The following is a 12260-nucleotide window of genomic DNA, read 5'->3' on the forward strand; positions in this document are numbered from 1 at the left end:
TCGGGCGCCGGGCGGCTCTGCTGGGAGAGGTCCAGCCGGACCGCGGCGGCGCCGGTCAGGCGGATCAGGCCGAGACTGAGACGGTACTTGCCCCGCTCCTCCGTCTGCGCGGTGAGCCCACGCGGCTCCAGGGGTGCATCGGCACCACCAAGGTGATCGGCGCGGGTGTCACCGCGGCGGGCCGGCTGGGGTCCTTTGGGTGGGCCGAGGAGACGCGGGGCCGCACGCCGGCGGAGACCAGTGCCTTGCCCGGTGGCTCCCTTCGGCCTGCGGTGGCCGGTAGAGCGCCGCGACAGCCTGCCGGGGAGCGGCCTCGGGCGGTCCTGACCGCGCAAGTCCGCCGAACCGGGCGACGCGCAGCCGGCCGGCCTCTTCGGCGGTCTGCCGGGCCGCATGTCCGGGGGTGTCGGTGGCCGACTTTCAACGGTGGGGCAGGTTCGCTCCGCGAACCCCTTGACAGTGGTTGTCCGCAGGGATGACAGTTTGGTCGTCGTTGCTTATAGCGAAAATAGTTGCTCGATACGCAACATACTCTCGCCGGTCTCGGTCTTCACCCGGCCCCAGCGAAGTCCATTCCCTCCCCTCGTCGGTCGCTCCGCCGGAGCGACCGCCGTGCCCGCCGCCCAGAACATCCGGCCGAAGCCCGCGCTCGGCCGTCCCCCAGCGAGGAGATCGACCGTGACACACCAGGTACGCGCCGTCGTCGCCCGGAAGAAGGGCGCCCCGGTCTCGGTGGAGACCATCCTGGTGCCGGACCCCGGCCCCGGTGAGGCGCTGGTGCGGGTGCAGGCCTGCGGCGTCTGCCACACCGACCTGCACTACCGGGAGGGCGGGATCAACGACGAGTTCCCGTTCCTGCTCGGCCACGAGGCCGCGGGCGTGGTCGAGGCGGTCGGCGAGGGCGTCACCGATGTAGCGCCCGGCGACTTCGTCGTCCTCAACTGGCGCGCGGTCTGCGGCGAGTGCCGAGCCTGCCGCAAGGGGAAGCCGTGGTACTGCTTCGCCACCCACAACGCCACCCAGCCGATGACGCTTGCTGACGGCACCCCGCTGTCGCCGGCCCTGGGCATCGGTGCCTTCGCCGAGAAGACCCTGGTCGCCGCCGGTCAGTGCACCAAGGTGGACGCGACCGCCTCGCCCGCCGCGGCAGGCCTGCTCGGCTGCGGTGTCATGGCCGGCTTCGGCGCCGCGGTCAACACCGGCGGCGTCGGCCGCGGCGACTCGATCGCGGTGATCGGCTGCGGCGGCGTGGGCATGGCCGCCATCGCGGGTGCCAAAGTCGCAGGCGCCGGACGCATCATCGCCGTCGACGTCGACGAGCGGAAGCTGAAGTGGGCCGAGCAGTTCGGTGCCACCGACACCGTCGACTCCTCCAAGGCCGACGCCGTGGAGGCGATCCGTGAGCTCACCGGGGGTTTCGGCGCCGACGTCGTCGTGGACGCGGTGGGCCGTCCCGAGACCTTCAAGCAGGCCTTCTACGCCCGCGACCTGGCCGGCACCGCCGTCCTGGTGGGCGTCCCCACCCCGGAGCTGACCCTCGACCTGCCCCTGCTGGACGTGTTCGGCCGTGGTGGGGCCCTGAAGTCCTCCTGGTACGGGGACTGCCTGCCCTCCCGGGACTTCCCCGCCCTGATCGACCTCTACCTCCAGGGCCGCTTCGACCTGGGCGAATTCGTCACCGAGACGATCACCCTGGACGACGTGGAGGCCGCGTTCGCCAAAATGCACCACGGCGAGGTGCTGCGCTCGGTGGTGGTCCTGTGACCGCGCGGATCGAACGCCTCGTCACCTCCGGCACCTTCGAACTCGACGGCGGCAGCTGGGAGGTGGACAACAACGTCTGGCTGATCGGCAACGACGACGAGGTCCTGGTCGTCGACGCCGCGCACGACGCCGAAGCGATCGCCGCCGCCGTCGGCGGACGGCGCCTGGTTGCCATCGTGTGCACCCACGCCCACAACGACCACGTGAACGCCGCCCCGGCGCTGAGCGCCCGTACCGGAGCGCCCGTCCTGCTCCACCCGGCCGACGCGGTGCTGTGGAAGTCGGTGCACGGCCCGCGGGTGCCCGCCTACTGGGAGCTGATCGAGGGAGAGGCGCTGACCGTGGCGGGCATCGAGCTCCTCGTGCTGCACACCCCCGGCCACTCTCCCGGCGCCATCTGCCTGTACGCGCACGAGCTGGGAGCCCTGTTCTCCGGCGACACCCTCTTCCAGGGCGGCCCCGGAGCCACCGGCCGCTCCTTCTCCGACTTCGACACGATCATCGCCTCCATCCGCGACCGGCTGCTCACGCTCCCCGCCGGCACCACCGTCCACACCGGTCATGGCGCCACCACCTCGATCGGGGCCGAGGCGCCCCACCTCGACGACTGGATCGCCCGAGGCCACTGACGCCGCCCACGGCTGCACGATCGGCGTGCCGATCGTCTGCGCCTGGCTGCCCGCCGAGCAGGCCGCCCCGGAACACCGGTGGAGATCGAGTACTTCGGCGTCAAGGTCCCGGCCGTCACCGCCGGCCAGCCCCTGTTCGACCCCGAGGTGTCCCGCATCCGCCGCTGAACCGGCCCGGAACACGAGCAGTACCAAACCCCTCATCGGCAAGATTCCCAGGAGATGGACACATGGCCTCTTCGTACGACGTGATCGTCGTCGGCCTGGGTGGGATGGGCAGCGCAGCCGCCTGTCACCTGGCCGCCCGCGGTCAGCGAGTGCTCGGCCTGGAGCGCTTCGGCCCGGCTCACAACCTCGGCTCCAGCCACGGCGGATCCCGTATCTACCGGCAGGCCTATTTCGAGGACCCGGCCTATGTACCGCTGCTGCTGCGCGCCCACGAACTGTGGGAGAAGCTGGCCGCCGACTCAGGGCGCGAGGTCTTCACCGAAACCGGCGGTCTCATGATCGGCCGCGAGGACAGCGGGGCCTTCGCGGGCACCCTGCGCAGCGCCCACGAGTGGGGCCTGGACCACGAGGTCCTGGGCGCCGCCGACATCCGGCGCCGCTTTCCCACCTTCAACCCGGCGGCCGAGGACGTCGCCTTCTACGAGCGCAGGGCCGGCATCGCCCGTCCGGAGGCGACCGTAACGGCCCACCTGGACCTGGCCCGGGCCCACGGCGCCGAGCTTCACTTCGCGGAGCTGGTTCTCGGCTGGAAGGCCGACGGCCCGGGCGGTAGGGCCTGGGTCGTGACCGACCGCGGCGCCTACACCGCCGACCGGCTCGTCATCGCCCCCGGCGCCTGGGCACCGAAGCTCCTGAGCGACCTCGGTGTGAGCGTCACGGTGGAGCGTCAGGTCATGTACTGGTTCCAGCCCGAGGGCGGAACCGGCCCGTTCACAGCGGACCGGCACCCCGTCTACATCTGGGAGGACCCGGACGGCACGCAGATCTACGGCTTCCCCGCGCTCGACGGCCCGGACGGCGGCGCCAAGGTCGCCTTCTTCCGCAAGGGCGTCCCCAGCGACCCCGACACCCTCGACCGGGAGATCCACCCGGACGAGATCGAGGCCATGGCCGCCCACCTGCGCTCGCGCATCCCCACCCTGCCCGGCCGCTTCCTCAAGGCCGCGGCCTGCATGTACGCCAACACCCCGGACGAGCACTTCGTCCTCGCCAACCATCCCGAGCATCCGCAGGTGACGGTGGCCTGCGGATTCTCCGGCCACGGGTTCAAGTTCGTCCCCGTGGTCGGCGAGATCCTCGCCGACCTGGCCACCGAAGGCACCACCGACCACCCCATCGCCCTGTTCGACCCCCGCCGCGTGCGCGTCTGATCTTCCGAAGGTGACGAGATGACCATGACGAACCTGCCGCCCAGCCTGATCCCCACGCTGTCCGGCGAGTACTACACCGACCCCGGGGTCTTCGCCCAGGAGCAGGAGCGGGTCTTCGAGGCCATGTGGTTCTGCGCGGCCCGCGCCGCCGAACTGGACAAGCCCGGCGCCTTCCGCACCTACCAGGTGGGCCGCGAGAGCGTGCTGATCTCCCGTTCGCGGGACGGTTCGGTCAAGGCGTTCCTCAACATCTGCCGGCACCGCGGGGCCAAGCTCTGCAGCGAGGAGTCCGGCGAGGTCAAGCGCGCCTTCCAGTGCCCGTACCACGCCTGGACCTACGGCCTGGACGGCAAGCTCGTCGCCGCGCCGAACCTGACGTCGATGCCGGACGTCGACCGGACCGAGTACGGCCTCATCAACGTCCATGTGCGGGAGTGGCTCGGGTATGTGTGGGTGTGCCTGGCCGACAACCCGCCCCCCTTCGAGGCGGACGTGATGGGCTCGGTCGTCGAGCGGCTCGGTGACCTCGAGTCGATCGAGTGTTACGGGATCGAAGATCTGAGAGTGGGCCGTCGTATCACCTACGACGTCAAGGCCAACTGGAAGCTCATCATCGAGAACTTCATGGAGTGCTACCACTGCGCCACGATCCACCCCGAACTGACCGAGGTGCTCCCCGAGTTCGCGGACGGTTATGCGGCCCAGTACTACGTGGGCCACGGCGCGGAGTTCGGTGAGGAGATCCAGGGCTTCACCGTCGACGGCTCCGAGGGCCTGGACCGCATCCCGGGCATCGCCGAGGACCAGGACCGCCGTTATTACGCGATCACCGTCAAGCCGCAGGTCTTCATCAACCTCGTGCCCGACCACGTGATCTTCCACCGGATGTACCCGATGGCACAGGACCGCACCATCGTCGAGTGCGACTGGCTGTATCTGCCGCACGTCGTCGAGAGCGGCAAGGACGTGGACCGTTCGGTGGAGCTGTTCCACCGGGTCAACCAGCAGGACTTCGACGCGTGTGAGCGCACCCAGCCGGCGATGAGCTCGCGGGCGTACGCCAAGGGCGGCGTGCTGGTGCCGAGCGAGCACCACATCGGCGATTTCCACACCTGGCTGCAGAACAAGCTCGAGGTGCGGCCCGCGCACTGACCCCGCCCCACCCCAGTACCGCCCGTCCACCTGCTGTTGTGGCCCCTCCGGCAGGTGGACGGGCCATTGGGCCGCCTTCCGCCATAGCTTTGACAAGTTGTGCGATGCGCAACGTGGAGCGCCATTTGCGTACTGGCGCTGCACCTCCCTTGACAACTCCCGGGAGTGGCGGAAAACATGTTGCGCATAACGAATTACGTTGTGTTATACGAGACAATCTCCCTTCTGGAGCCCGCATGAGGAGCATCACGGTCGTCGGAGCGTCGCTGGCAGGCCTGAGCACGGTCCGCGCGCTGCGCACAGAGGGCTTCGACGGCGAGATCGTCGTCGTGGGGGAGGAGCGCCACACCCCCTACGACCGCCCGCCGCTGTCCAAGGACTTCCTCAAGGGGGACCTCGACGCCGCCGCGCTCGCGCTGGGCGACGCGGACGAATACGAGGACCTGGACGTGCAGTGGCTGCTCGGCGAGCGCGCTGTGCGGCTCGACCCCGTCGCCCGGACCGTCACTTTGGCCGGAGGACGGCACGTGCGCACCAACGGGGTCGCCATCGCGACCGGCGCCGCCCCCCGCACGCTTCCCGGCACCGACGGACTGGCCGGTGTCCACACCCTGCGCACCCTGGACGACGCTGTGGCCCTGCGCGCCGAGCTGCTGGACGGCCTGCCCCGGGTCGTCGTCATCGGCGCCGGGTTCATCGGCGCCGAGGTGGCCTCCACCGCCCATCGGCTCGGCCTGCACGTCACCGTCGTCGAGGCGCTCGCCGTACCGCTGGAGCGTCAACTGGGGCGCGAGATGGGGCTGGTGTGCTCCTCGCTCCACTCCGATCACGGGGTTCGTCTGCTGTGCGGAACCGGTGTGGCGGGACTCGTGGGCGAGGGCCGGGTCACGGGCGTGCGGCTGGCGGACGGGCGCGTTCTGGCCGCCGACATCGTCGTGGTCGGCGTGGGCGTCCGGCCCGCCACCGACTGGCTCGCCGGTTCCGGTGTGCAGGTGGACGACGGCGTGGTGTGCGACTCAGGCTGCTCGACCGGCGTCCCGGGCGTGGTCGCCGTCGGCGATGTCGCCCGCTGCCCCAACCCCTTCACCGGACGGCACGCCCGCATCGAGCACTGGAGCAACGCCACCGAGCAGGCGAAGACCGCCGCCCGCACCCTGCTGACCGGTGTGTCGGCGCCCGCCCCGCTCACCGCGCCGTACTTCTGGTCCGACCAGTACCAGGTGCGCATCCAGGTCGCCGGGCACGTCGCCCCCGGCGCCGAGCCCGAGGTCGTCGAAGGCGACGTCGACAGCCGCACCTTCACCGCCGTCTACCGGCGGGAGGGCAACCCCGTCGCCGTGCTCTCCCTCAACCAGCCGAAGTTCTTCAACCGGCTCCGCCGCACGCTCGTCCCCGCCGCCGCGGTCGCCGTGTCATGAGCCCCGCGCCTCAATTCCCCCTGGAATCCACGCGGGAGACCGCCACGAGCGTTCCGCGGCACCTGCGCTGCACCTTGGACCACGAGTGGCTGAACGTGAACGAGGGCAACGCCACGGTCGGCATCACCGCTTTCGCGGCGCAGGCCCTGGGCGATGTCGTCCGCCTCCGACTGCCCGAAGCCGGCGCCTGGGTCGATGCGGGGGAGAGCTGTGGAGAGATCAAGTCGCCGACGGCCGTCAGCGGCCTGTACGCCCCTGCCTCGGGCCGGTTCCTGGAAGTCGACACCGCACTGGCAGACGACCCCGGCGTCGTCAACGCCGGCCCTTGCACCGGCGGCCGGCTGTTCAGACTGCGGGTCGAGAACATCGCCGGCGTGCTGTCCGCCCATGCCTGCGCCGCCCCCTGTGCCCACACCCAAGGAGACCGCCGATGACCCTGTTCAACCAGTCCCTGCACGAGGCCGACCCGGAGATCGCCGCCGCGGTCGACGCCGAGCTGAACCGTCAGCAGTCCACGCTGGAGATGATCGCCTCGGAGAACTTCGCTCCGCTCGCGGTCATGGAGGCGCAGGGCTCGGTGCTGACCAACAAGTACGCCGAGGGCTACCCGGGCCGCCGCTACTACGGCGGCTGCGAGCACGTCGACGTCGCCGAGCAGATCGCGATCGACCGGATCAAGGAGCTGTTCGGCGCCGAGTACGCCAACGTGCAGCCCCACTCCGGTGCCTCCGCCAACCAGGCCGCGCTGTTCGCGCTGGCCCAGCCCGGCGACACCATCCTGGGCCTGGACCTGGCCCACGGCGGCCACCTGACCCACGGGATGCGGCTGAACTTCTCCGGCAAGCAGTTCAACGTGGTCGCCTACCACGTGGACGTGGAGAGCGGCCTGGTCGACATGGCCGAGGTCGAGCGGCTCGCCAAGGAGCACCGGCCGAAGGTGATCATCGCGGGCTGGTCGGCGTACCCGAGGCAGCTGGACTTCGCCGCCTTCCGCCGCATCGCCGACGAGGTCGAGGCGTACCTGTGGGTCGACATGGCGCACTTCGCGGGCCTGGTCGCGGCCGGTCTGCACCCCAACCCGGTGCAGTACGCCGATGTCGTCACCTCCACCACCCACAAGACGCTGGGCGGCCCGCGCGGCGGCATCATCCTGGCGAGGAAGGACTTCGCCAAGAAGCTCAACTCGTCCGTCTTCCCGGGCTTCCAGGGCGGTCCCCTGGAGCATGTGATCGCGGCGAAGGCGGTCTCCTTCAAGGTCGCCGCCTCGCAGGAGTTCAAGGAGCGCCAGCGCCGCACGGTCGAGGGCGCGCAGATCCTCGCCGAGCGGCTGACCGCCCCCGACGCCCGCGCGGCCGGCGTCAACGTCCTGTCCGGCGGCACCGACGTGCACCTGATCCTGGTCGACCTGCGCGCCTCCGAGCTGGACGGCCGGCAGGCCGAGGACCGCCTCCACGAGGTCGGCATCACGGTCAACCGCAACGCCGTCCCCGACGACCCGCGCCCGCCGATGGTGACCTCGGGCCTGCGCATCGGTACGCCCGCCCTGGCCACCCGCGGCTTCACCGCCGAGGACTTCGCCGAGGTCGCGGACGTCATCGCGGAGGCGCTGAAGCCCTCGTACGACGCGGAGACGCTGAAGACCCGCGTGAAGGCACTGGCCGACAAACACCCGCTGTACCCCGGCCTCTAGGGCCCGTTGACAACCTCCCGCAGGGGTGTGCGGGCTCATGCTCGGCACACCCCGCCCACCTCACGGAGTATGGCGTGGCAATCAGCGTCTTCGACCTGTTCTCCATCGGTATCGGCCCGTCCAGCTCGCACACCGTCGGCCCGATGCGCGCCGCCGGGATGTTCGTCGCCCGGCTGAAGCAGGACGGCGTGCTCGCCCAGACCGCCTCGGTACGGGCGGAGCTGTTCGGCTCCCTCGGCGCGACCGGCCACGGCCACGGCACGCCCAAGGCGGTGCTGCTCGGCCTGGAGGGCAACGAGCCGCACACGGTCGACGTCGCCCAGGCCGACCTGGACGTGGACCGCATCCGAGGCACCGGGCGCATCCGCCTCCTCGGTACCGAGATCGGCCCGGTCCACGAGATCGACTTCGACCTCAACACCCAGCTGGTCCTGCACCGTCGCCGCTCGTTGCCGTACCACGCCAACGGCATGATCCTCTTCGCGTACGACGCCGACGGTGTGCCGTTGCTGGAGAAGACGTACTACTCGGTGGGCGGCGGCTTCGTCGTGGACGAGGACGCCGTCGGTGCGGACCGGATCAAGCCCGACGACACGGTACTGGCCCACCCGTTCCGCACGGGCGACGAACTGCTGCGGCTCTCCCGGGAGACCGGTCTGTCGATCTCCGCCTTGATGCTGGAGAACGAGAAGGCCTGGCGCACCGAGGAGGAGACCCGCGCGGGTCTGCTGGAGATCTGGCGGGTCATGGAGGCCTGTGTCTCCCGAGGTCTAGGCCGCGAGGGCATACTCCCCGGCGGACTGAAGGTCCGTCGCCGGGCCGCGGCCGCGGCCCGGGCGTTGCGCAGCGAGGGCGAGCCGGCCGTCCGCGCGTTGGAATGGGTGACGCTCTACGCGATGGCGGTGAACGAGGAGAACGCCGCAGGCGGCCGGGTCGTCACCGCCCCGACGAACGGCGCGGCGGGCATCATCCCCGCCGTCCTGCGCTACTACCTCGACTTCGTGCCGGGCGCCGACGAGGACGGCATCGTCCGCTTTCTGCTCGCGGCCGGCGCCATCGGCATGCTCTTCAAGGAGAACGCCTCCATCTCCGGCGCCGAGGTCGGCTGCCAGGGCGAGGTCGGCTCCGCCTGCTCCATGGCCGCGGGCGGACTCGCCGAGGTGCTGGGCGGCAGCCCGGAGCAGGTCGAGAACGCCGCCGAGATCGGCATGGAACACAACCTCGGCCTGACCTGCGACCCGGTCGGCGGCCTGGTCCAGATCCCCTGCATCGAACGCAACGGCATGGCCGCCGTGAAGGCCGTCACCGCCGCCCGGATGGCCCTGCGCGGCGACGGACGCCACCACGTCTCCCTCGACAAGGTCATCAAGACCATGAAGGAGACCGGCGCCGACATGAAGATCAAGTACAAGGAGACCGCCCGCGGCGGTCTCGCCGTCAACGTCATCGAGTGCTGAACAGGCGGGACGGAGCGCAACAGGGGCCGCAGCCATGCTCATCGACACCTTCGCTCGCGTCGCCACCGGCCTGTGGGTCTCGCTCACCGACCGGTGCGACCCGCGCTGCACGTACCGCATCGCGGTGGCCGGCCAAGCCCGATCTGCTCGCGGACGACGAGGTCGTTCGGCTTATCCGCATCGCGGTGACCGAACTCGGGGTCGAGGAGGTCCGCTTCACCGGCGGCGAGGCACCCGAACTCCTCGCCTGGGCCATCGCAACGGCTACGAACTCCGCTTCATGGAGCAGACGCCCCTCGACGACCGGCACGGTCGGCAGCGTGGCGAACTGCTGGACCTGCGGGAGGACATCGGCCGGCACAACGCCGTCGACAAGCTGATCGGCCGCGCGCTGCTGTCCGGCCGACTGCCGCTGTCCCGAAGCATCCTGCTGGTGTCCGGGCGGGCGTCCTTCGAGCTGGCGCAGAAGGCGGTCATGGCGGGCACACCGGTGCCGGCGGCCGTCTCGGCCCGGTCCTCCCTCGCGGTGGACCTGGCGACGGAGACCGCACTCACCCTCGTCGGCTTCCTGCGCGGCGGCTCCATGAACGTGTACGCGGGCGACCCGCGCCTCGATCTGCGAACCGGGTCCATGGCCGCGGAAGTGGCGAGGTGAGCCGGCACATGACCCGGCTCGACGAGCTCCAGCACAGCCCCACCCACGGCAACACCCTCTTGGGCCCGCCCCCGTTGCGGCCGCCAGGTGCCTGCTGCCGCCCCCGGCGCGTCGCGATGCTCAGCGTGCACACCTCACCCCTCCACCAGCCCGGCACCGGCGACGCCGGCGGGATGAACGTCTACATCGTCGAGCTCGCCAAGCGTCTCGCCGCCATCGGCATCGAGGTGGAGATCTTCACCCGGGCCACCTCCGCCGCGCTCCCGCCCAGCGTCGAACTCGCGCCCGGTGTGCTGGTGCGGCATGTGGCCGCGGGACCCTACGAGGGGCTGGCCAAGGAGGACCTGCCCGCACTGCTGTGCGCCTTCGCGCACGGCGTGACGCGGGCCTGGGCCGGCCACCACCCCGGCCACTACGACCTGGTCCACTCGCACTACTGGCTCTCCGGCCACGTCGGCCGGCTCGCCGCCGAGCGCTGGGGCGTCCCGCTCGTACACGCCATGCACACCATGGCCAAGGTCAAGAACGCCTCCCTCGCCGAGGGCGACACCCCCGAGCCGGCGGCCCGCGTGATCGGCGAGACTCAAGTCGTACGGGCCGCAGACCGGTTGATAGCGAACACGGAGAAGGAAGCGCAGGAGCTGCTCCGCCACTACGACGCCGACGCGGGCCGGGTCGCCGTCGTCCACCCCGGGGTGAACCTGGAGCGCTTCAGGCCCGGCGCCCGTGGTGCAGCGGCCGGCCGTGCTGCAGCCCGGTCCCGCCTCGGTCTACCGCAGGACGCGCTGATCCCCCTGTTCGCGGGCCGCATACAGCCGCTGAAGGCACCGGACGTCCTGCTGCGCGCGGTGGCCCGGCTGCTGGAGGAGCGGCCGCGCCTGCGTGAGCGGATCCTGGTACCGGTCGTGGGCGGGCCCAGCGGCAGCGGCCTGGCCAAGCCGGAAGGCCTCCAGAAACTGGCGGCCCGCCTCGGTATCTCCGACGTCGTGCTGTTCCGGCCGCCGGTCGGCCAGGACAAGCTCGCCGACTGGTACCGGGCGGCGTCCGTCCTGGTCATGCCGTCCTACAGTGAGTCCTTCGGCCTGGTGGCCGTCGAGGCGCAGGCATGCGGCACCCCGGTGATCGCCGCCGAGGTCGGTGGTCTGCCGATCGCCGTACGAGACGGCGTCAGCGGCGTCCTCGTACCGGGGCACGACCCGGAGGACTACGCGCGGGCGCTGTGCACCTTCGCCGACGACCCGGGACGCTCCGCCCGGATGGGCGGGGCCGCGGTCCGGCACGCCCGGTCCTTCGGCTGGGACACGGCCGCCGCGGCGACGGCGGATGTGTACATGGCGGCGATGCACCACCGGACGCATGGCGTTCAACCCGCCCTGGGATGACCGTCCCGCCCGCCGGCAGGCCGCATTACGTAGGCCGCTTACGTAGGGCTACTGATGCCGCCCTTGTCTCAGGCGGCTTGACTTGGCACCCCCGACAGCCCGGAGACATGCCATGCAGGGTGCCGTACGGCGGTTGGCGCGAGGCTCGGCCGCGCTCGCGGCGGTGGCGAGCCTCGCCGCCGCCGGGTGGCTGATCTGGCTGCTGCCCGGACCGGCGCTGTCCGCGGTGCTCGGCTTCGGCCCCGTGGACGGTGTCGTGGTGATCGCCGAGTGCCATGACGCCATCGATGCCGAGGGCAACTCGTCCGGCACCGACTGCACGGGCTCGTACGTCCCGCGCGGGACGGACGAGCCGTCCCGGGCGATCGTGCTGCAGTCGGCAGCCGAGGACTACCGGGCCGGTACGGGCGTGGAGGTGCGGACGGCGAGGGGACGGGCGTACGAACTCTCGAGCGGCGCCGTCCAGGACTTCGGCACCGTCACCGGGCTTCTGCTCGTCCCGTTCCTCACGCTGTCGGCCTGGCTGTTCACCTGCGCCCGCCACGCCCGCCTGGTGAACGGGGAAGGGTTCTTCTTCGCGGGTCTGGGCGGGATCGTCGCCGTCCTGGTGCTGGCCTTCGTGGCCGGTCTGCTGGTCGGCATCGGCACGGCGGTCTTCTGACGCGCGGCCCGGCGCACGGACCGCCGCCCGGCCGCTCACCACGGCTCACGTCCGGTCCGCCCGGAAAGTGCGG

10 protein-coding genes and 2 pseudogenes are annotated in these 12260 nt (G+C 71.1%); all 12 read left to right on the forward strand.

Annotation, left to right across the window (positions count from 1 at the left end; genetic code table 11):
• Nucleotides 1-678: 678 nt before the first annotated feature.
• Nucleotides 679-1764: an S-(hydroxymethyl)mycothiol dehydrogenase gene (locus ABZO29_RS40015; protein ID WP_367325095.1), complete on the forward strand. Its 1086-nt coding sequence runs from the start codon at nt 679-681 to the stop codon at nt 1762-1764.
• A complete protein-coding gene (locus ABZO29_RS40020) occupies nt 1761-2393 on the forward strand; it encodes an MBL fold metallo-hydrolase (protein WP_367325096.1) in 633 nt (210 codons plus the stop codon). Before ABZO29_RS40015 ends, ABZO29_RS40020 begins: the two co-directional genes overlap by 4 nt.
• A 230-nt stretch (nt 2394-2623) precedes the next feature.
• Nucleotides 2624-3772 carry an N-methyl-L-tryptophan oxidase gene (gene solA, locus ABZO29_RS40025; RefSeq protein ID WP_367325097.1) on the forward strand — a complete coding sequence of 383 codons (1149 nt, stop codon included), beginning with the start codon at nt 2624-2626 and terminating at the stop codon, nt 3770-3772.
• A gap of 18 nt (nt 3773-3790) precedes the next feature.
• Complete coding sequence (locus ABZO29_RS40030) at nt 3791-4924, forward strand: aromatic ring-hydroxylating dioxygenase subunit alpha (RefSeq protein ID WP_367325098.1); 1134 nt, start codon at nt 3791-3793, stop codon at nt 4922-4924.
• Between the two features lie 236 nt (nt 4925-5160).
• Nucleotides 5161-6342: an NAD(P)/FAD-dependent oxidoreductase gene (locus ABZO29_RS40035; RefSeq protein ID WP_367325099.1), complete on the forward strand. Its 1182-nt coding sequence runs from the start codon at nt 5161-5163 to the stop codon at nt 6340-6342.
• A complete protein-coding gene (locus ABZO29_RS40040; protein WP_367325100.1) occupies nt 6339-6776 on the forward strand; it encodes a glycine cleavage system protein H in 438 nt (145 codons plus the stop codon). The genes ABZO29_RS40035 and ABZO29_RS40040 overlap by 4 nt, the downstream gene beginning before the upstream one ends.
• Nucleotides 6773-8032, forward strand: a complete 1260-nt coding sequence (gene glyA, locus ABZO29_RS40045; protein ID WP_367325101.1) for a serine hydroxymethyltransferase — start codon at nt 6773-6775, stop codon at nt 8030-8032. Before ABZO29_RS40040 ends, glyA begins: the two co-directional genes overlap by 4 nt.
• Before the next feature lie 74 nt (nt 8033-8106).
• Entirely contained in the window at nt 8107-9489 is a 1383-nt protein-coding gene (locus tag ABZO29_RS40050; protein WP_367325102.1) for an L-serine ammonia-lyase, read from the forward strand.
• Between the two features lie 34 nt (nt 9490-9523).
• A pseudogene (locus tag ABZO29_RS40055) lies at nt 9524-9719 on the forward strand (GTP 3',8-cyclase MoaA); the annotation flags it as partial.
• A gap of 92 nt (nt 9720-9811) precedes the next feature.
• Nucleotides 9812-10144, forward strand: a pseudogene (locus ABZO29_RS40060) (formate dehydrogenase accessory sulfurtransferase FdhD); the annotation flags it as partial.
• 8 nt (nt 10145-10152) lie between these two features.
• Nucleotides 10153-11526 carry a D-inositol-3-phosphate glycosyltransferase gene (gene mshA, locus ABZO29_RS40065; RefSeq protein ID WP_367325103.1) on the forward strand — a complete coding sequence of 458 codons (1374 nt, stop codon included), beginning with the start codon at nt 10153-10155 and terminating at the stop codon, nt 11524-11526.
• A gap of 112 nt (nt 11527-11638) precedes the next feature.
• Nucleotides 11639-12187 (forward strand): hypothetical protein, encoded by a 549-nt coding sequence (locus ABZO29_RS40070; protein WP_367325104.1) that lies wholly within the window; start codon nt 11639-11641, stop codon nt 12185-12187.
• Nucleotides 12188-12260 lie beyond the last annotated feature (73 nt).

Source organism: Streptomyces sp. HUAS ZL42 (genome assembly GCF_040782645.1).
Lineage (GTDB): Bacteria > Actinomycetota > Actinomycetes > Streptomycetales > Streptomycetaceae > Streptomyces.

Bases quoted from the DNA above. Each gene is read 5' to 3' on its own strand.
- solA (WP_367325097.1), top strand. From the start codon at position 2,624: ATGGCCTCTTCGTACGACGTGATCGTCGTCGGCCTGGGTGGGATGGGC.
- ABZO29_RS40030 (WP_367325098.1), top strand. From the start codon at position 3,791: ATGACCATGACGAACCTGCCGCCCAGCCTGATCCCCACGCTGTCCGGC.
- ABZO29_RS40035 (WP_367325099.1), top strand. From the start codon at position 5,161: ATGAGGAGCATCACGGTCGTCGGAGCGTCGCTGGCAGGCCTGAGCACG.
- ABZO29_RS40040 (WP_367325100.1), top strand. From the start codon at position 6,339: ATGAGCCCCGCGCCTCAATTCCCCCTGGAATCCACGCGGGAGACCGCC.
- glyA (WP_367325101.1), top strand. From the start codon at position 6,773: ATGACCCTGTTCAACCAGTCCCTGCACGAGGCCGACCCGGAGATCGCC.
- mshA (WP_367325103.1), top strand. From the start codon at position 10,153: ATGACCCGGCTCGACGAGCTCCAGCACAGCCCCACCCACGGCAACACC.
- ABZO29_RS40070 (WP_367325104.1), top strand. From the start codon at position 11,639: ATGCAGGGTGCCGTACGGCGGTTGGCGCGAGGCTCGGCCGCGCTCGCG.